Origin of the sequence: Halomonas sp. SpR1 (assembly GCF_031010175.1) — a bacterium.
In the GTDB taxonomy this organism is placed as follows: Bacteria; Pseudomonadota; Gammaproteobacteria; order Pseudomonadales; family Halomonadaceae; genus Vreelandella.
Genome location: NZ_JAUAMB010000001.1, coordinates 137017 through 156670, shown reverse-complemented (window position 1 = coordinate 156670; position 19654 = coordinate 137017). Strand labels below are relative to the sequence as shown.

Annotated in this window: 19 protein-coding genes; 11 read left to right on the top strand and 8 right to left on the bottom strand. The window is 54.3% G+C overall.

Translation table 11 applies throughout. From position 1 onward, the window contains the following. The first annotated feature begins 3 nt into the window (after nt 1-3). Both QT231_RS00745 and QT231_RS00740 read left to right on the top strand, forming a co-directional pair. A complete protein-coding gene (locus QT231_RS00745) occupies nt 4-1275 on the top strand; it encodes an ATP-binding protein (protein ID WP_308335051.1) in 1272 nt (423 codons plus the stop codon). Nucleotides 1276-1318: 43 nt separating this feature from the next. After that, on the top strand, nt 1319-1858 hold the full coding sequence (locus QT231_RS00740; protein WP_308335050.1) for a response regulator transcription factor: 540 nt from the start codon (nt 1319-1321) through the stop codon (nt 1856-1858). A gap of 60 nt (nt 1859-1918) precedes the next feature. Here the strand turns inward: QT231_RS00740 and QT231_RS00735 are convergent, their stop codons facing one another. Further along, nucleotides 1919-2692 carry a 3-hydroxybutyrate dehydrogenase gene (locus QT231_RS00735; RefSeq protein WP_308335049.1) on the bottom strand — a complete coding sequence of 258 codons (774 nt, stop codon included), beginning with the start codon at nt 2690-2692 and terminating at the stop codon, nt 1919-1921. A gap of 81 nt (nt 2693-2773) precedes the next feature. After that, a complete protein-coding gene (gene hybE, locus QT231_RS00730) occupies nt 2774-3199 on the bottom strand; it encodes a [NiFe]-hydrogenase assembly chaperone HybE (protein ID WP_308335048.1) in 426 nt (141 codons plus the stop codon). 182 nt (nt 3200-3381) lie between these two features. Here hybE and QT231_RS00725 point away from each other — a divergent pair, with 182 nt between their 5' ends. Both QT231_RS00725 and QT231_RS00720 read left to right on the top strand, forming a co-directional pair. Then, complete coding sequence (locus QT231_RS00725) at nt 3382-3645, top strand: GrxA family glutaredoxin (protein ID WP_308335047.1); 264 nt, start codon at nt 3382-3384, stop codon at nt 3643-3645. Nucleotides 3646-3749: 104 nt separating this feature from the next. Next, nucleotides 3750-4517 (top strand): DUF1338 family protein, encoded by a 768-nt coding sequence (locus tag QT231_RS00720; protein ID WP_308335046.1) that lies wholly within the window; start codon nt 3750-3752, stop codon nt 4515-4517. Between the two features lie 44 nt (nt 4518-4561). On the opposite strand, the gene QT231_RS00715 is transcribed toward QT231_RS00720, so the two are convergent. Both QT231_RS00715 and QT231_RS00710 read right to left on the bottom strand, forming a co-directional pair. Then, the gene (locus QT231_RS00715) at nt 4562-5224 is read right to left on the bottom strand and encodes a CoA transferase subunit B (RefSeq protein WP_088701497.1); all 663 of its coding nucleotides are present in this window, start codon (nt 5222-5224) and stop codon (nt 4562-4564) included. Nucleotides 5225-5306: 82 nt separating this feature from the next. Further along, nucleotides 5307-6005: a CoA transferase subunit A gene (locus QT231_RS00710; protein WP_308335045.1), complete on the bottom strand. Its 699-nt coding sequence runs from the start codon at nt 6003-6005 to the stop codon at nt 5307-5309. A 165-nt stretch (nt 6006-6170) separates the two neighbouring features. Between QT231_RS00710 and QT231_RS00705 the strand changes: the two genes are divergently transcribed. The 3 genes from QT231_RS00705 (at nt 6171) to QT231_RS00695 (ending at nt 8965) form a co-directional block, all read left to right on the top strand. Next, nucleotides 6171-7067, top strand: a complete 897-nt coding sequence (locus tag QT231_RS00705; protein ID WP_308335044.1) for a LysR family transcriptional regulator — start codon at nt 6171-6173, stop codon at nt 7065-7067. Between the two features lie 114 nt (nt 7068-7181). Continuing rightward, nucleotides 7182-8063, top strand: a complete 882-nt coding sequence (locus QT231_RS00700) for an acyltransferase (RefSeq protein ID WP_308335043.1) — start codon at nt 7182-7184, stop codon at nt 8061-8063. A 116-nt stretch (nt 8064-8179) separates the two neighbouring features. After that, nucleotides 8180-8965 (top strand): LysM peptidoglycan-binding domain-containing protein, encoded by a 786-nt coding sequence (locus QT231_RS00695; RefSeq protein WP_308335225.1) that lies wholly within the window; start codon nt 8180-8182, stop codon nt 8963-8965. Nucleotides 8966-9060: 95 nt separating this feature from the next. Here the strand turns inward: QT231_RS00695 and gcvT are convergent, their stop codons facing one another. Both gcvT and QT231_RS00685 read right to left on the bottom strand, forming a co-directional pair. Continuing rightward, nucleotides 9061-10173: a glycine cleavage system aminomethyltransferase GcvT gene (gcvT, locus tag QT231_RS00690; RefSeq protein WP_308335042.1), complete on the bottom strand. Its 1113-nt coding sequence runs from the start codon at nt 10171-10173 to the stop codon at nt 9061-9063. Between the two features lie 135 nt (nt 10174-10308). After that, nucleotides 10309-11718 carry a sodium:alanine symporter family protein gene (locus tag QT231_RS00685; RefSeq protein ID WP_308335041.1) on the bottom strand — a complete coding sequence of 470 codons (1410 nt, stop codon included), beginning with the start codon at nt 11716-11718 and terminating at the stop codon, nt 10309-10311. A gap of 391 nt (nt 11719-12109) precedes the next feature. On the opposite strand from QT231_RS00685, the gene gcvH reads away from it, so the two are divergent. Together gcvH and gcvP are read left to right on the top strand one after the other, a co-directional pair. Further along, a complete protein-coding gene (gcvH, locus tag QT231_RS00680; RefSeq protein ID WP_308335040.1) occupies nt 12110-12499 on the top strand; it encodes a glycine cleavage system protein GcvH in 390 nt (129 codons plus the stop codon). Nucleotides 12500-12591: 92 nt separating this feature from the next. Further along, on the top strand, nt 12592-15486 hold the full coding sequence (gene gcvP / locus QT231_RS00675) for an aminomethyl-transferring glycine dehydrogenase (protein ID WP_308335039.1): 2895 nt from the start codon (nt 12592-12594) through the stop codon (nt 15484-15486). 78 nt (nt 15487-15564) lie between these two features. On the opposite strand, the gene QT231_RS00670 is transcribed toward gcvP, so the two are convergent. Next, nucleotides 15565-16470, bottom strand: a complete 906-nt coding sequence (locus QT231_RS00670) for a LysR family transcriptional regulator (protein ID WP_308335038.1) — start codon at nt 16468-16470, stop codon at nt 15565-15567. Between the two features lie 227 nt (nt 16471-16697). Between QT231_RS00670 and ppnN the strand changes: the two genes are divergently transcribed. Continuing rightward, entirely contained in the window at nt 16698-18080 is a 1383-nt protein-coding gene (gene ppnN / locus QT231_RS00665) for a nucleotide 5'-monophosphate nucleosidase PpnN (RefSeq protein WP_308335037.1), read from the top strand. A gap of 337 nt (nt 18081-18417) precedes the next feature. Further along, the gene (locus QT231_RS00660) at nt 18418-18618 is read left to right on the top strand and encodes a hypothetical protein (RefSeq protein ID WP_308335036.1); all 201 of its coding nucleotides are present in this window, start codon (nt 18418-18420) and stop codon (nt 18616-18618) included. Between the two features lie 103 nt (nt 18619-18721). Here QT231_RS00660 and QT231_RS00655 read toward each other — a convergent pair whose 3' ends face one another. Continuing rightward, a complete protein-coding gene (locus QT231_RS00655; RefSeq protein WP_374694370.1) occupies nt 18722-19513 on the bottom strand; it encodes a DUF6694 family lipoprotein in 792 nt (263 codons plus the stop codon). Nucleotides 19514-19654 lie beyond the last annotated feature (141 nt).

Here is a 19654-nt window from a genome sequence, read left to right as displayed (position 1 = left end):
ATCATGCCGACTGCCCTACCCCTTCCGCTGTCTACCCCCAACCGTAATCTGGTGCGACTGACTATTGTGCGCGGCATCACTTGGACCGGTTTTTTACTGGCTATTGTGGTGGGCGTAGAGCTGCTGGCCTTCGATCTACCGGTAACCGCTGTGGTGAGCGTGGTTATATCCATGGGCGTGCTCAATATCGCCACCTGGTGGCGCCTGGGCCGCCCACGTGCAGTGACACATCTAGAGTACTTGCTGCATTTACTCGCCGACATTACCGGCTTAACACTTCTGTTCTACTTCTCAGGCGGCTCCACCAACCCTTTTATCACCTACTACCTGGTGCCGGTCACCATCGCAGCCGCCACACTCCCCTGGCGCCACGCCTGGATCATCGCCGCCTGCTCCATGGCGGGCTATACCTTTTTGATGTTCTCCTACTATCCGATCCCTCAGTTGGGCCATATCAATAGCGATAGCCCCTTGAGCCTACACATACTAGGCATGTGGCTTAACTTTGGTCTCTCTGCAGGTCTGGTGACGTTTTTTATTTATAAAATGGCCCACGCACTGCGGAGCCGTGATCAGGCGCTCTCACGCACTCGGGAAGCCGCCCTGCGTAATGAGCAGGTGTTGGCAGTTGCTACCCAAGCCGCGGGCACTGCCCATGAGCTGGGCACCCCCCTCTCTACCATGGCAGTTCTCCTCAAAGAGATGCAGGCCGATGCCCCCGCCGACTCGGCGCTCGATCAAGACATTAATTTACTTCGTCAGCAGGTAGACGTGTGCAAATCGCGCCTGCAGAATTTAGTCTCAAACGCTGATCGACGTCGCATGGCCGAACCTGAAGTGCTCGATGCTGAAGTGTGGCTGGCAGGCGTTGTACAGCGCTGGCTGGTGCTTCGCCCGGATGTAAGCCATCAATTCGATGTGGCCGAGAAACGCGGAAGGCCCTGGCTGGCCGTCGATGCCACGCTTGACCAGGCGTTAACGAATTTGCTGAATAACGCCGCTGACGCCAACCCTGAACACATTGCCATACGCTTAGACTGGCAAAGTGAGAGCGTGGTGATCGATATACGTGACCATGGCCCAGGTGTCGCCATGTCGATTGCCGACCAATTGGGTGAGACGTTTATTTCGACGAAAAGCAAGGGCATGGGTATCGGTTTGTTTTTAACCCATGCCACCATCAATCGCTTTGGTGGCGGCGTAAGCCTGTATAATCACCCGGAAGGGGGTACGCTAACGGAAGTTACGCTGCCTCGCTGCGCGGCGCCAAACTAAACGCGACCGCCCCAAGCACCGCCAGTAATGGATTGAGGACAACATGCAAACGCGAGAGCAACGCCTGCTGATCATTGATGACGATGAAATGTTTTGTCATGTACTGAATCGTGCCCTAACCCGCCGCGGTTACGACGTTATTGTTGCCCACGACGCAGAGCAGGCCCTGACCATGGCCGCACAGCATGCGCCTACCATGGCGACCCTTGATTTAAAGCTGGAAAACAGCTCAGGGTTGAAACTGCTTCCCGAGCTACTTGCCACCGTCCCCCAGTGCCGCGTTGTGGTGCTAACGGGCTATTCGAGTATTGCCACAGCCGTTGAGGCAATGAAACTTGGCGCGGTTAATTACTTGTGTAAACCGGTGGATGCTGATGACGTTTTAATCGCTTTCGAGCGCCAAGCTGGCGACCCGGATATTGAACTGGCTGACAATCCGCCCTCGATAAACCGCATCACCTGGGAGCATATTCAGAAAGTGCTGCAGGAGCACGATGGCAATATATCCGCCACCGCCCGGGCGCTGGGCATGCATCGCCGTACTCTGCAGCGTAAGTTACAAAAACGCCCGGTACGGCGTTAGAGGCTGGAAAAAGCTACCCCGCCAACCACAAAAGGTCATTGGCGGGGACAAACGGATTATTTAATGCGCCGTCCAACCAAGATCAATATTAAAGCTCGATCCGGTCACGGCACCGGCGGCGTCGGACGCTAGGTAAGCAACTAACTGCGCCACCTCTTCAGGCTCGATCAAGCGCTTGATCGCCGCCTGTTTGAGCATGACTTTTTCGATCACCTCCTGCTCATCCATACCGTGCAATTTAGCCTGGTCGGCGATTTGATTGTCCACCAGCGGGGTTTTGACATAGGCAGGACATACCGCATTCGCAGTGATGCCTTGTTCACCGCCCTCGAGCGCAGCCGTTTTGGTCAAACCGATCATACCGTGTTTGGCACTGATATAGGCCGCCTTACCCGGTGAAGCCACCTGCGCGTGTATCGAGGCAATATTAACGACGCGTCCCCAGCCCTTTTCGCGCATATGCGGCCACGCCGCCTGAGTCAGTAAGAAAGGCGCCGTCAGCATCAGATCGATAATTTGACGCCACTTCTCCTCGGGGAAGGTCTCAATCGAAGCAACGTGCTGAATCCCAGCGTTATTGACCAATATATCAACACCGCCAAAGCGCTTAACTGCATCTGCCACCGCCGCACGGCAGGCATCAGGATCGGTTAGATCCGCTTCAAAGAAAGCCGCGCCGGCTTGTTCAGCGACAGCCTTACCCGCAGGATTAAAATCGACGGCCAGCACTTGATGGCCTAGTTCACAAAAGTGCTTAACCACAGCGGCACCGATCCCGCTGCTGGTACCGGTGACCAGCGCAACTCGCGGCGTTGTAACGGCTTGAGAAGTCATAGGCAATTTCCTTTTCACTACGTGGATGGAAGTTCTGGTGGATGGAAGTTCTGTTTGTAGAGTCCTTGTCAGTATAGCTATCTAGGCGTTGGGGACTTCAGCGGGTTGCATTAAACGCGTCATCATTTGCTGCGCCAGCCTCGCGGCCTCCTGCATGCTCTCCAGCTCGCTTAAATCACCCAAAATGGCGCGCTTGTAGAGTTGGTAGCCGCCGGGTAAGCGCTCAAGGGATAGCTGATAAGCGCCTGAGGGCAATGCGAGCGTAAAAGTCTCCGTCATGGACTCAGTCAGCAGAGACTGGTCGGGCACTACGACCAACCACAGCTCACAGGGCGTAATCAGCGCACCCACCATGTACTCAGCGCCGTAATGCTGAAAGCATAGCGCATCAACCCCTAAACGCGGGTTCCAGTCACTTCTTTGTTTAATTGATGGCAAGTGCGCATCTCGGTACGCCTGCGCCAGTTCAGCAAGGAAGGTGTATTCGTCAGCGGTAAGCGTTTGCATAGGCTTAATCGTTTTCCCAGATGATAACGGGCATTAATGGTTCGTGTAGCGAGCTGCTATTGGCGAAACAAGCTCCGCTCAGCCACAATGGGCGCGAATTTATCGCTCAGCCAACGGCTATTTACCCTTCAGTGGCTGCCCACTTGGTTACTTATTCTGCTTATCGTAAAGGAGTACCCGCTATGTTTGTGGTTATTTTTGGTCGGATGTCATGCCCTTTCTGTGTGCGCGCAAAACAGCTCGCCGAGCACTTGGAAAAAGCCGGTAAAATTGAGGGTTATCGCTATGTAGATATGCCTTCCGAAGGCGTAACGAAAGAAGATATTGCCAAAACGGCAGGTAAACCCATTCACACCGTTCCGCAGGTGTTTGTCGATCAAGCCCACGTGGGCGGCTTTACTGAATTTGATCAGTTTGTTCGCGATCAGCAGTTGCTTGCCGTTTAACCGCTCGTTAATACGCGTTGAACCCTTGCTTATCTCGCTTGCCTATACTGAGCAGTTATTTAATGGCTCACGCTAGGTGTGCCACTTTAGGCAAGGAGTTCACCATGCAGCGTCAGGAGTTTGTTCAACAGCTGTGGCTTGACTATGTGCATACCCACCCCGATATTGGCGCGCTTAGGCTGTGGCCATTATCAACTGCGGCCGAATATTTAACGCTCGTCACGCTCAATTACGGCCCTTTTACCGCTGCCGCGCTTACCGGCAAATTGGCCCATATGGGCTATCGCCGGATGGGCCACTACGCCATGGCCGATAAAGGTCTACTAGTACAACTGCTCGCCCCAAGCGACGGCAGCAGTTGGCTGGTGCTAGCAGAATTGCAAATTGGCACACTCTCCAAAGCGCCACGGGAAGCCATTGAAGGGTTGGTGCAACAATCTCATCCTCAGGACTGCAAGGGCCATAACTTACTCTGCCGTGGCCGCCCTTGGCCAATGCCTAGCTGGGCGCTTTACCAACAGCTGCAGCAAGCGCATCCATTAGCTGCCTGGATAGCCGTGATGGGCCCCCGTTTACATCATGCTGGCTTTGATTGCGGGCAGCTTGGGGAACCCTTGGAGGCACTGGATCAACGCCTAAACGAAGTGGGCATGCCAAGCCTGCAGGGGCAGCAGAACGGCGTTTTTGCAGTGTCGTCGCTGCTGGATCACCGTTTCTACCCCACCACACCGCAGAAAACAGTTTTCGCCGATGGCGATGAGCATCGTCTCTGCCTGGGTGGCCTGGCGCTCGTCCAAAAGCACGTTGAAGATAACCACGAGCGCATTGCCGATGTCCTGCTTCCCCACCACACGCGCTGTGAGATGGCTTGAGACGCTAGCGGCATAAACTAGCGTCTCAAGGAAAGCGGTGGTTATTAGGCGTCAAACGTCATCTCAGGAACATGGTCAGGCACAATTAGTTTGCCCGCCGTTTTCTCGACGATCTCCTCGACGCTTACGCCCGGTGCGCGCTCCTTGAGGATAAAGGCGCCATCTTTGATTTCAAGATAGGCGAGATCCGTCAAGACACGGTTAATGCAGCCTGCGCCGGTTAGCGGCAGTTCGCATTTTTCCAACAATTTGGACTCACCGTGCTTCGAGGCGTGTGTCATGGTGCAAATAATGTTTTCAGCACCGGCAACGAGATCCATGGCACCGCCCATGCCTTTGATCAGCTTGCCAGGAATCATCCAGGAAGCGATGTTGCCCTGCTGATCCACTTCAAAAGCACCCAGTACCGTCAGATCCACGTGGCCGCCACGAATCATCGCAAAAGATTCTGCGGATGAAAAAATCGCCGCACCTGGGCGAACCGTTACCGTCTCTTTGCCCGCATTAATCATATCGGCATCAAGTTCGTCTTCGGTGGGGTAGCGGCCCATTCCCAACAGCCCGTTTTCGGATTGCAGCATGACATCGATGCCATCCGGGATGTAGTTAGCGACCAGGGTGGGAATACCAATACCCAGGTTGACGTAAAAACCATCTTGAAGTTCTTGGGCGACACGTTGAGCCATCTGTTCGCGTGTTAAAGCCATGGTAGTTTCCTCTTGCTGAATCGTTAAATGAGAAGCGAGTGTTACTACGCTTGAATCCGACTAAGTTTGTAGCCATGACGCGTTAACTGCGCACCGTGCGTTTTTCAATTCGCTTTTCAAACGTGCCTTGAATAATCCGATCCACATAGATGCCTGGGGTATGGATCTGGCTAGGCTCAAGCTCACCCGGCTCAACGATTTCTTCAACTTCCACCACGGTAATTTTCCCTGCTGTGGCAGCCATGGGATTAAAATTTTGCGCCGTATGGCGATACATTACGTTGCCATAGCGATCCGCCTTCCAGCCTTTTACGATGGCAAAGTCACCTACGATGGCTTCTTCTAAAATACAGTGTCGCCCATTAAATTCGCGAACCTCTTTACCCTCACCAATCGGGGTGCCGTAGCCGGTGGCAGTGTAAAAGGCAGGAATACCAGCGCCACCTGCACGCATTTTTTCCGCCAAGGTGCCTTGAGGCGTTAATACCACCTCAATTTCATCGTTGAGCATTTGCTTCTCAAATAGGGCATTCTCACCTACGTAAGAGGCCAGAATCGTACTGATTTGACGATCTTCGAGCAGTATCCCCAAGCCAAAACCATCGACACCGCAGTTATTGGACACCACGGTAAGATCATTGACGCCGCGGCGCTTGATCTCGGCAATCAGGTTTTCAGGGATGCCGCAGAGCCCGAAGCCACCGGCAATGACGGTCATGCCGCTCTCGATGCCTTCCATTGCCTCTTCGTAGGAAGCTACACGCTTATCGAATCCTGCCATTGTTGTGCCTCACATTGTTGTTGATGAACACTATTAGCGTAAATGAGTACTGCCCAAAATACGCGAACTGACGCTTACGATAGTGTCAGTGTTGTGCGAGATGATATATTTGTTAAGTTTGTTTTTCTTATCAATTTATTTTTTAAACTTATAAAAGGTACTTTAATGACCGTCAAACAGCTACGCGCCTTTCTGGCGGTCGCCCAGTCCCTCAGCTTTACCCAAGCCTGCGAGCGACTGCACCTATCCCAACCGGCGCTGAGTCTGGCGATTAAAGGCCTGGAGGAGTCCCTGGGTGGCAAACTGCTGATTCGCAGCACCCGTAGCGTCAGACTAACCCCAGAAGGCGAGTCGCTGCTACCGCTAGCCAAACATCTGCTGGCCCAGTGGGACAATACCGAGGAGCGTTTGCGCCAGCGCTTCACCCTCCAGTTAGGGCGCCTCAGCGTCGCGGCGATGCCCGCCTTTGCGGGTAACTTACTCCCTGCGGCGCTGGTTAAATTTCGCCAGCAGTATCCCAAAATCAACATTACCGTTCACGATGTGATCAACGAGGAGGTCACCGCCATGGTGCGCTCCCGACAGGTAGAGATGGGGATCGCTTTTTCGCCGGAGGGAACCGGCAGCCTGCTCTTTACGCCGCTGTTTGAAGACCATTTTGTGGCAGTCGTACCGCCTGGCTCTCCGTTAATCCAGTCTTCCCAGCTCGCCTGGTCGAAACTGCTCAACCACGACTTTATTACGCTTCAGCGCCCCTCCATGGTGCGTCGCTTACTGGAGCAGGAGTTGGGCAAACAGCATATGGAGCTAACGGTAGCCTTCGAAAGCCACCAGCTCTCCACCGTGGGCAGGATGGTGGCCGACGGCTTGGGGGTCAGCGCGGTGCCTTCCATGTGCATTCGCCAAATGCATGAATTGGGCGCCCGCTGCATACCGCTAACCGCGCCCGCTATTTCCTGTCGAGTAGGCATCCTGACCCACCAGGAACTCTCTGTCGCCGCCCATGCACTGCGCACCGTACTGCTTAATACCGTTCAAGCGCCCTCACTCCCTCTCGACTAGCCCCATACCCAGGCGGCCTGTTGATGCGCTACGCAGGGTTTCTGCTGGGCAGCGTGGCTAGGATCATTTAGCATTCAGTATTACGCTATGGGTTTGACGGTAAGGAAACGCGGTATGCCTATTTTTAAGGGGCTGGTTAGCGCACTGCTGCTAACGCTCAACACGCTGGTCTGGGGCGTACCTCTCATTCTGCTGACGCTACTTAAAGTCATTGCCCCAGGGCAACGGCTTAAGCAGTTAGTGCTGCAGGGGCTGAATGGTGTCGCGCTAAACTGGATAGGCGTAAACCTCTGGTGGATGCGCCACTGGCTCAAGCCCGTGCTACACGCCAGCGTCCCCGACCATTTGAGTCCGCAGCAGTGGTGGCTGGTAATTTCCAACCACCGCAGTTGGACCGATATCTTTATGCTGCTAATGGCGCTGCATCGGCGCATCCCCATGCCACGCTTTTTTCTAAAGCGTCAATTAATCTGGATCCCCATAGTAGGACTGGCTTTTTGGGCACTGGAATTCCCTTTTATGCGCCGCTTTAGCCGCGAACAGGTTGCCCAAAACCCTAAACTGGCCACCATTGACCGTATCGCTACCGAACGTATGTGTCAGCAGGGGCGCCTCTCCCCCATAGCGATTTTTAACTTTGTCGAGGGCACCCGCTTCACGGTGGCCAAACGTGATGCCCAGCAGAGCCCCTACCGCCATTTGTTACGCCCCAAAGCTGGCGGCGTCGCCCAGGTTCTTAGCCTGCTAGGCAGTCAATTGGATGGTATCCTGGATGTAACGATCAGCTACGCTAACCCCTCGCCCACGTTTTGGGGCTTTTTGTGCGGCAGAGAAGCACCCGTTACCTTACAGATCCGGCAACTCAGCATTCCTGAGTGGATGTACGCATCAGATAACCACGAAGAAAAGCAGCATAAGGAACGCTTCCACACATGGATCAATGCACTCTGGTTGGAAAAAGATGGCATGCTGGACAGCCGAACCGATCACGACTAGCTGGCTGGCTTACCGCTTGGCTGTTAGCGGGACTACTCACCGGCTGCTCCAGCGCTCCGCCATCATCATCCCAGCGAGCGGCCGCGCCTAGCGCCAGCCAGATTAGCGGTGACTGGGTGCAAGTGCAGCGTGGCGACACACTGGGCAAACTGGCGGCAAGGGCTAACGTGCCGCTAGAACGCTTAGAGCGCTTCAATCCTGGCGTCGATGCGCGGCGCCTGGAGATTGGGCAGCGACTGCTAATACCCACCCAGCAAGAGCGTGCGCCTTCCGGCGGCCCCTACCGCTACCAAATTCGTCCCGGGGATACTTTTTCAAGTATCGCCCGCCACTTTGGTACGACCAGTGGCCGCATTCAGAGCGCAAACCCTAGCGCCTCCCCCACTAACTTGAGAATTGGCCAAATAGTCAGCCTACCGCTGAGTGGTTCAGCACCACGCAGCACGGCGAGCAGCAGTAGCTCATCCAGCGCTAACAAGCCTGCTGTTGCGCCCACCAGTAGCGCGCCCAGTCAAGCACTGCCCTCTTCAGCGCGGCGCTGGCCCTGGCCGCTGGATGATTATCGCGTGGTTCGCCGCTTCGGGCCGGACAGCCGTGGCACTCTTCAGCCTATGCTACTGGCTACTCAGGCCGGTGCCCAGGCTAAATCCGTCGCCCCCGGTGAGGTGCGCTTTGCCGATGGAATGCGTCAGCTAGGTGAAGTGGTAATTGTGCACCATGCCGACAATCTGCAGACCGTATACGCCCTTTGCGAACGTATTTTGGTCGAGGTAGGCAAGCAGGTGAGCACAGGAGATCCGCTCTGCGAGGTAGGTCAAAGCAGTGCCACCCAGCGCTATGATCTACTCTTTGATCTGCGCCAAGGCGGCAAACCCATCGATCCCAAACAGGTACTGCGCTAAAACAGCCGCTTGGTAATACTGCTCTTGGTAATAGTGTCCTCAATAAAACAGCGGCCCCCAAATTAAGCGGGGGCCGCTGGGCAGTGAGCATACCTCTATCCCCGATAGTAGCCCGGTTTTACAAACGGCATGGGGGTTACCACCATGGGTAGCTGCTTACCCCGAACTACCGCGAACACTGCACTTTGCGGCGCTTCCAGTTCGCGACTGACATACCCCATCGCCACCGGCTTACCGACACTTGGGCCAAAGCTGCCGGAGGTCACACGGCCTATCTCGTTGCCCGCCTCATCAACCAGCGGCGCGCCCTCGCGTACCGGCGCACGCCCTTCAGCCAATAGCCCAACGCGCTTGCGGGTGTGATCTTTGGCATCGACCTGATGAAGAATCACGTCAGCGCCTGGAAAACCGCCAGGTCGATCACCATCACGGCGACGCGGCTTGCCGATTGCCCAGATCAGACCTGCTTCCACCGGCGTGGTTTGCTCATCCATATCGTGTCCGTATAGGCATAAACCCGCTTCCAAACGCAGCGAGTCACGCGCCCCCAGGCCAATGGCTTCGACTTCGGGCTCGGCCAGTAATCGCTCGGCGAACGCTTCACAGCCATCGGCGGCGACAGAAATCTCAAAACCATCTTCACCGGTATAGCCACTGCGGCTCACCCATACTTCCTGGCCGGCAATGGTGAAGCGGGCATGCTGCATAAAGACAAGCTCACACGCTTCAGGACACAGCCGTTGCATCACCTCCCGCGCCTGGGGGCCCTGTAACGCCAGTAAGCCACGATCCAGAGGTTCAATCGTATGCGTTGACGCCAAATTAAGCCGCAGATGAGCCAAATCCTGAACTTTGCAAGCTGCGTTCACCACCAAATAGAAATGATCGCCTGCATTGACCACCATCAAATCGTCAATAATGCCGCCTTCGAGGTTGGTGAAAAGCCCGTAACGCTGCGCGCCCTTTTCGAGTCCCACCAAATCTGCGGGTATTAGGGTTTCCAGCGCGTTGGCCGCGCTGTCTCCAGAAACACTAATCTGCCCCATATGGGAGACATCAAACAGTCCGCACTTTTGGCGGGTGTGTTCATGCTCTTTTTTGACCCCCAGCGGATACTGCACCGGCATATCATAGCCAGCAAAAGGCACCATCTTGGCACCTAGTTTGAGATGTAGCGCGTGAAGCGGCGTTTGTTTTAATTCGGACATAGGGGCTTTCCTGTAAAAAATTGCTCACTAAAAAAGAGAACGGGAAGCCACTGGTTAAGTGTCTTCCCGACTCTGCTGTTATTCACGTTCACCTATTCACATTCACCTACAGCGCCTATAGAGGCGCTGCGGGTATTATTGGTCGTGATCCAGCTCTTCACCCGGCAATACATCTTTGCCATCGAAATAGTCCTTGGTCAGCTTAAAGACTACCGGCGAAAGCAGTGCCAAGGCAATCAGGTTCGGGATCGCCATCATGGCGTTGAAGGTATCCGCCATCAGCCAGATAAAGCCCAGTTGAGCGATAGCACCCAGCGGGATAGCCAGTACGAACAGCACTCGATAGATCATAATGGAGCGCGTGCCAAACAGGAACTGGCAGCACTTCTCGCCGTAAAAAGACCAGCCTAGGATGGTGGTAAAGGCAAAAATAGCCAACGCAATAGCAACGATCTGATTACCAAAGCCTGGCAGTGCGGCGTCAAACGAGAGCGCGGTCAGCGACGCCCCCGCTTCACCCTCTTGCCAAACCGTTGAGGTCAAAATCACCAGCGCGGTAATCGTGCACACAATAATGGTATCGATAAAGGTGCCCAGCATCGCGATTAAGCCTTGGCGCACCGGGTTTTTGGTTTTGGCCGCTGCGTGTGCAATAGGCGCACTACCCAAACCCGCTTCGTTAGAGAAGATACCGCGTGCCACACCAAAACGAATCGCCGCCATGACTGCGGCACCAGCGAATCCGCCTGCGGCCGCCATGGGGTTAAAGGCGTAGTAGAAGATCAAACCAAAGGCTTCACCGATCTGACCCGCATTGACGATCAATACCAACAAGCCGGCAACTACATAGGCAATGCCCATAACCGGCACCAGCTTGCCCGCTACTTTAGCGATACGCTTGATACCGCCCAGAATCACCGCGCCCGCCAGCACCATGATCACCACCCCCGTAAGCCAATGCGGCACGCCAAAGGTGGCATCCATGGCATCAGCTACGGAGTTGGACTGAACGGTATTGCCGATGCCAAAGGCTGCGACAGCGCCGAAAAACGAGAACAGGCCGCCTAACCATAGCCATTTTTTACCCAGGCCATTCTTGATGTAAAACATCGGCCCGCCCACGTGATAGCCGGTACTATCAGTTTCACGATAACGCACGGCCAGCACCGCTTCGGCAAACTTAGTGGCCATCCCCACCAGTGCGGTAATCCACATCCAAAACACGGCGCCGGGGCCACCTAACGCAATGGCCGTGGCGACACCAGCAATATTACCGGTACCGATGGTTGCAGAGAGTGCGGTCATCAAGGCGTCAAAAGGCGATATCTCCCCTTCGTCCCCCTCTTTACCAGGCGCCGCTTTACCCACCCCTGGTTTTGCATCACGCCCCGCCCACATTAGCTTGAAACCCATACCGAGCTTTCTAATCGGCATCAGTTTCAAGCCAAGCTGCAGGTAAATCCCCACACCGAGTAGCAGAATCAACATGACGGGCCCCCAGACCACGCCGTTGATTGCCCCTAAGAGGCTAGTTAATGCTTCCATGTTCATTTCCTCGCTTTGTTGGTATGTAGTGGTGGTGTGTATTATTGGCTAGCTACCCTATATGGGTTATATCTGACGTCGCTATTGCCGATTAGCATAGGATGTAAATGTTTTACACCATAAACTTAGCAAGCTTCTAGGGTGATGTCGCTTGCGCATAGAGGATACCGCTTTTTTCATAATCCCATCGCCCCCACCCACCCGTCTAAATACAGCTGAACAGGTAGCGTTATTACGCACGCCCTGTAGCAACGAAGAAATTTGTTTCCGATTGGAAACACGTTAACATGCTTGCTTATTCGCTCTATCAGCCCTAGCCACTATTCGCCAAGGCGGGCGACAAACGCTAGTATGCTCGGGCCCAGTAAACTGTTTCATATAGGAAAACATCATGAGCAATCTTCCTGCCAATCTCCGTTACGCTGAAAGCCACGAGTGGGTGCTGGATAATCAAGACGGCACTGTCACCGTGGGGATTACTGATCACGCCCAGCAGGCACTTGGCGATGTCGTGTTTGTTGAACTGCCTGAAGTAGGTACCGCGCTGAGCAAAGGCCAAGAGTTTGGCGTTATCGAATCGGTCAAAGCCGCTTCTGATCTCTACTCGCCGGTTGTTGGCGAAGTCATTGAGGTGAATGACGCCCTTGAAGACGCCCCCGAAACGGTCAATGAAGCGCCTTACGAAGGTGGCTGGATTATGAAAGTGCGCTTAGACAGCGATACCCTTGACGGCTTGCTAGACGCAGACGCCTATCAAGCCACCTTAAGCGCCGACGAGTAAGTAAGTTTGGTATTTTTGAGCCTGCCCGTTAACGGCAGGCTCTACGCTGTTTGCTCCTGCACGGTTCTCTCTTAACGTTCGGAATCTTCTTCATGTCTCTTGAAACACGCCGTCTGGCCGAGCTGGCCGATCACGATGCTTTTATCAAACGTCATAATGGTCCAAGTCAAGATGACGTGGCCACCATGTTAAAAGCGCTCAATATGCAGCACATGGAAGATCTGATTGAACAGACCGTGCCGAGCGATATCCGTCTTGGCCGCGAGCTAGCCCTTGATGAACCGCGCAGCGAAGCAGAGGCGCTAGACTACTTAGCCCAGCTGGCGCGGCAAAACCGGGTGGCCAAAAGCTATATTGGCCAGGGCTATTACGGCACCCATATGCCCACGGTGATTCAGCGCAACGTATTGGAAAATCCAGGCTGGTACACCGCCTATACCCCCTACCAGCCGGAGATTTCTCAAGGCCGCCTGGAAGGCTTGCTTAACTTCCAACAAGTGGTGATGGATCTAACCGGTATGGAGCTGGCGAATGCGTCGCTCCTTGACGAAGCCACCGCCGCCGCCGAAGCCATGGCGCTGTGTAAGCGTGGTAATAAGAGAAGCAAATCCAACGCTTTCTTCGTCGCCGACGACGTTTTCCTGCAAACGCTGGACGTGGTCAAAACCCGCGCCGAGTTCTTTGGCTTTGAATTGATCACCGGGCCTGCGGAAGAGCTGGCCAACCACGATGTGTTTGGAGCCCTGGTGCAGTACCCCTCCGCCAGTGGTGAAGTGCGCGACCTGGCACCGCTATTAAGCGCCGCGGCTGAGCGCAACATCATGACCTGCGTGGCCAGCGATCTTTTGAGCCTGGTGCTGCTTAAAGAACCCGGCCAGCTGGGTGCAGACATTGTGGTGGGCAATTCCCAACGCTTTGGCGTACCCATGGGCTTTGGCGGCCCCCATGCGGCTTTCTTCGCGACTTCCGACAAGCTCAAGCGTTCGATCCCCGGACGTATCATCGGCGTGTCAAAAGATAGCCGTGGCAACACCGCCCTACGCATGGCGATGCAGACTCGCGAACAGCATATCCGCCGCGAGAAAGCGACCTCTAACATCTGTACTGCCCAGGCGCTGCTGGCCAACATTGCCGGCTTTTACGCCACTTATCACGGTGCAGAAGGGCTGCGTAAAATTGCTGGCCGCGTTCACCGCTTGGCAACCCTGCTCGCCGAGGGCCTCAAGCAGGCAGGTATAACGCTCGCCCATGATAGCTGGTTTGATACACTGCGCCTGACCGGCGTTGATGCAGGCAAGATTCACGGCCGCGCCATGACCCACGATATTAACCTGCACTACTTCGCCAATGGCGATGTGGGTATCAGCCTGGATGAAACCACCACCGCCCACGATGTAGCCACACTGTTTGACGTGCTGCTGGGCGATGAGCACGGCCTTTCCGTTGCTGTTTTGGACGAGCAGGTAGTGGCTAACGGTGCATCCGGCATTCCTGCTGCCTGCCAGCGCGAAAGCGACTTTTTGAGCCACCCGACCTTTAATCGTTACCGCAGCGAAACCGAAATGCTGCGCTACTTAAAGCGGTTAGAGAATAAGGATCTATCGCTTGCCCATGCAATGATCCCGCTCGGCTCCTGCACCATGAAGCTTAATGCCACCAGCGAAATGATCCCCGTCTCCTGGCCCTCGTTTGCGCATCTGCACCCCTTCGCGCCTCGCGACCAGGTCGCTGGCTATCATCAGATGATCGACGAACTCTCGGCCTTTCTGGTCGAAGTCACCGGTTACGATCATCTCTCGATGCAGCCCAACTCCGGTGCTCAAGGGGAGTATGCTGGCCTTGTGGCCATTCGCCGCTACCAGGCGGCTCAGGGTGAAGGCCACCGCGATGTCTGCTTGATTCCCAGCTCCGCCCACGGCACTAACCCTGCCTCAGCGGCCATGGTGCAGATGAAGGTGGTGGTGGTCGAGTGCGACCAAAACGGCAATATCGACATCGCAGATCTGCGCTCTAAAGCCGAGCAGCATCGCGATCAGCTCTCCGCCATCATGCTGACCTACCCATCTACGCACGGGGTGTTTGAAACCAGCGTGCGCGAAGCGTGCAAGATCGTTCACGACAACGGTGGTCAGGTGTATATCGATGGCGCCAATATGAATGCCCAGGTTGGGTTAACCCGCCCCGGTGATTTTGGCGGCGATGTTTCTCACCTTAACCTGCATAAAACGTTCTGTATTCCCCACGGTGGCGGCGGCCCAGGCATGGGCCCTATCGGCGTTAAAGCCCACCTAGCGCCCTACGTTTCCAACCATGTGGTAACACCGATCAACGGCGTCAACGCTGATAGCGGTGCGGTCTCTGCGGCGGCTTTCGGCAGCGCCTCTATTCTGCCGATCTCCTGGGCCTACATTAAGATGATGGGTGCACGCGGGCTGCGCGAAGCCACCGAGCTTGCCATCCTTAACGCCAACTATATTGCCAAGCGTTTGGAAGCGTCATTCCCGATTCTCTACCGTGGTCAGAACGGTACGGTTGCCCATGAGTGCATTATCGATATTCGTCCGCTCAAAGCGGCCTCAGGAATTAGCGAGGAGGATATTGCCAAGCGCTTAATGGATTACGGTTTCCACGCACCGACCATGTCGTTCCCGGTGCCAGGCACGCTGATGATCGAACCGACCGAATCTGAGTCACTGTATGAAATTGACCGCTTCTGCGATGCGATGATTGCCATACGAGAAGAGATTGGCCGGGTAGAGAGCGGCGAATGGCCGTTGGATAACAATCCGCTGGTCAATGCGCCGCATACTCAAGCGGATCTAATGGATAGCGACTGGCAGCGGCCTTATGACCGCCAACTGGCCGCCTTCCCAACCGCAGCGGTTCAAGCGGCGAAATACTGGCCCGCCGTAAACCGCGTTGATAACGTGTTTGGCGACCGGCAGTTAATCTGCTCCTGCCCCAGCATCGATGAATATCGTGACTAACATGTCGTGACTAACGGCAGAGTTGGCCAGATGTGAAGTGATAGCGCTTTAAGTAATAAAAACGCCCTTGATGCCTTATTAACTAGACGGCACCAGGGGCGATTTTTCTTGTAGACGCTGAGCGTGAAAACCGTCTAACAGCTTCTCGTAACGTTTGGGCAGCACCGAGTCGCGGCGGCGCAGCAAATAGAGGACTTCATTGACCGCATTGGGCAGGTTCAACGCTTTTACCTGGCGCTGCCAGGGCGAGGTTTCCAGTACCAATCGCGACACTACCGAAAAACCTAATCCCCTGGCCACGGCATCCAGCACCATACTGACTTCATTGGTAAAGCCTTGATGGCGGAAATGAGTCATTGAGCGGAACTCGTCGGGGTAATTGGCCCGCAGGAGTGCATTGGCATGGTTAATGCCATCGTAATAGTTGAGAAAGCCGATGCCCATTAAATCTGACAGCGTATTGCCCGCAAAGTCAGCCGGCACAACCAGGCAGAGCGGCTCTTCATGCCAAATAGTGCAATCGAGTTCAGGATGGCGCATTGCTTCGGTGACTATCCCGATGTCATAACGCCCTTCTAGCAGGTCATTAACGATTTCGTGATTAAACGCAAAGCTGTAATTGACCGTTAAATTGGGGTGCATCTGCTGCTGCCCCAATATATATGGATAAAACATCAGACCAACGCTGCCCGGCGAGGCAATACGGCAGTCACCGCTATCCAAGGAGTCATCGTCTAACCCGTGACGAAACTGCTCATGCTCAGCAAACAGTTTTAAGGCGTAATCGTAAGCACGCCGCCCCGATTCGGTTAAGGTAAAGCTACGCCCTTTACGCTCTAACAGCGCTTTATTTAAATAATCTTCTAATTTGCGAACGTGCTGGCTTACGCCTGGCTGGGTCATTTCTAAACGTTGAGCTGTGCGGGTAAAGCTGCCTGTTTCAACAAGCGTAATAAAGGTACGAAAATAGTGGGCATTGAACATAGTAAAGCGCCATGGTCTTGGGTAACGGTCTTTAGCCGCTCTCTATGAGAGCACGCTTTAGGCAACAGCTCAGTAAGTAAAAGTAAGTACCCAAAAGCGCTATTGCCGCCGTCCTGTAAAATATGCTTCATAATAGCACAGCAGGGCGGGGCAGCTGCGCTCTGTACCCTCCGCCTGGGCGTGGTAATATGCCAAGAGACATCTAACGATTAAGGACAGCCCCGCTAATGACCGAAAACGTTCAACCTCGCGCCACCCTTTCCAGCATTATTTCCCCCGAAGGAAGCCTCGAAGTACTCTCTCAGCATGAAGTTAACCGGCTGCACAAAACTTCTCAAAGCGGTCTCCACGACCTACTTCGGCGCTGTGCGTTGGCAGTACTCAATTGTGGCAATCCCAGTGACGATAGCCTGGCTATTTTAGAAGCCTATAAAGATTTCGATATTGAAGTGCTGCAGCAAGATCGCGGCATTCGCTTAAAGCTAACCAACGCCCCCGCCGAAGCTTTTGTAGATGGCCGCATGATTCGCGGTATCCGTGAGCACTTATCTTCGATCATTCGCGATATTGTTTACGTTTACAACGAAATTCAGCACCACAACCGTTTTGATCTTAGTACGGGAGAAGGCACCACCAATGCGGTCTTCCATATTCTGCGTAAAGCGGGAACGCTAAAACCTGGCCGAGACCCTAGCCTGGTGGTGTGTTGGGGCGGACACTCTATCTCCCGGGAAGAGTACGAATATACCAAAGATGTGGGTTACCATTTAGGCCTGCGCGATTTAGATATTTGTACCGGCTGTGGCCCTGGCGCAATGAAAGGCCCCATGAAAGGCGCTAACGTTGCCCATGCCAAACAGCGGCGCAAAGAGGGTCGCTATTTAGGTATTTCAGAGCCCGGCATTATCGCTGCCGAAGCGCCTAACCCCATTGTCAATGAACTGGTGGTGATGCCAGACATTGAAAAACGCTTGGAAGCCTTTGTGCGTCTGGGCCATGGCATTATAGTGTTCCCAGGTGGGGTTGGCACCGCTGAAGAGATTCTCTATTTGCTGGGCATCCTGCTCCACCCCAGCAACAAGGATATTCCCTTCCCATTAGTTTTCACTGGCCCCGCCGATTCTGCGGCCTACTTTCAGAAAATTGATGAATTCCTGGTCTATACCCTCGGTGAGGATATCCGCCGCTACTATACCATCATTACTGGCGACCCGGTCTCGGTTGCGCGCACCATGCGTCAGGGTATCGATGAGATCTCTGAGTTCCGACGCACCCATCAGGATGCGTTTTACTACAACTGGCGATTGACCATTGCACGCGATTTTCAGGCAACCTTTGAGCCGACTCACGACGCCATGCGTGGCTTAGCGCTGCACCGCCAGCAGCCCACCCACGAGCTCGCCGCCAATCTGCGCCGCGCTTTCTCGGGGATCGTCGCGGGTAACGTCAAAGAAGCCGGCATTCGTGCCATTGAAGCCCACGGCCCCTTTGTGCTAACCGCAGAGCCCGAACTCATGGAACGCCTTGACGAGCTACTCACCTCGTTTGTAGCCCAAGGGCGCATGAAACTCGATGGTCAGCACTATGTGCCCTGCTATGTATTGAAGTAACAGCGCTAAACCTAAACGTATAGCTGCCGATTGAGTGGCAGCTATGCGCTAGAAGAGCGACGGGTAGCCTTCAACTCGCTATCGCCCTATTAGTCGCAGTGAACCTGTTTAGCAATGCCCCACCGCTGGTTTGATAATTTGGTTATGCTGCTGCTGGCGAGTATCGCCGGTAAGATTTTTATCGATACGCTGATGGCTGCATAGCCCCATAGCAAGCCTTCTCTACAATTTTTCTCACCTTTACTCAGCAGAGCTGGGAACCAAGTCAGGTAAAAGTGGCCAGAATTGCTACAATGAGTGGGCATTTCCTCACTATTGACCTTGAAAGGAACTCAACATGTCGATGATTAACCAGCTAAAAGATGTAAAAACCAAAGACTTCGCCAAGCACTGTTATGAGAGCAGCAGCGTCGATAAACTGCGCGCGGCGTCGGAAGGCAGCGCCGATCAGTCAGAGATGGAGCATTGGGGTTTAACCGAAGGGCAGTGGGAAGAGGCAATTGTCGCCGCCCTGGCCGATCATGAAGCCAAAGAGTAAGTAACCCCGCTTAGTCATGGGTAAATGAGTAACGCTAATTTAACCTAGCTATGCGTGCGCCCTATCTGTTATCGAATAGGGCGCTCTGGTTTTTACGCTGCTCTTATTCCACACGCGAGAGTGCAATGCCGCCATACTCCTCCCGCAGTCGCTCAAGTTTGGCCAATTCGTGTTCCGTGAGCTCAGGTGAGTCCCATAATCGTTGCTCATCAATCCCCTTCAGCCCTTCCAGGGTCACTGTCAGTTCTGCATCAACGGGTATTTGAGCATTTCCCCATGGACCAAAGCGGTTAGGCGCAAGGCTCCAAGACAAGGTTTCTCCCGGCTCAATGCCGTCAGGAATGACATAGTAGAAAGACTCATCCACCCACGGAACTGAGCGATCAGGGCTCGTCACAACGCCGTTCAGCAGCAGCTCGGAAATGACCTGATCTGTGCCATTGGTCACTTCAAGATCAATCACGGGCTCCGGGGCACCATAGGGGCTTGCGCCAATGTAATAGCGGGCACTATCAATAGTGAACCGCGCTAACTGCTGCTGGTCACTGGCGGCTTTTTCGCGTTTCTCTTCCAGTCGCTTTAAAGTGCGAATAGCCTGTTCGCGTTCCCGTGACCGGCGCTCGCGCAGAATCTGGTCGGCACGCTGGATCACCTGATCCCCCGTTAATCCATGCATTTGCGCATTGGCGGTTTCAGCGATCTCAGCGGCGTTCATACGATGGGGGTTGAGAATATCGATCCCCCTGAACGAGGTCGACGTAGCGATAATGATCAACCCCTGGTCAAACTCATCGCGCTTGTAGGTAGGCAACGAGTTACGCACTTCCTCAACGGAGACCACCGCCGCAGGCATGGAGCTAGTATCTATTTTGGGATCTGTGCAACCCGCTATCATGAGTACTGATAGTGATATTGCAGACAGCCTTAGGCTCCACATACACTCACCTCAAAGCAAGCAGATAAAAATTGCAGAGGAGCTTAACGGAAAGCGCAATTAACCACTACCCCCTGGTAGTTTAGAACTAGGTAGTTAAGA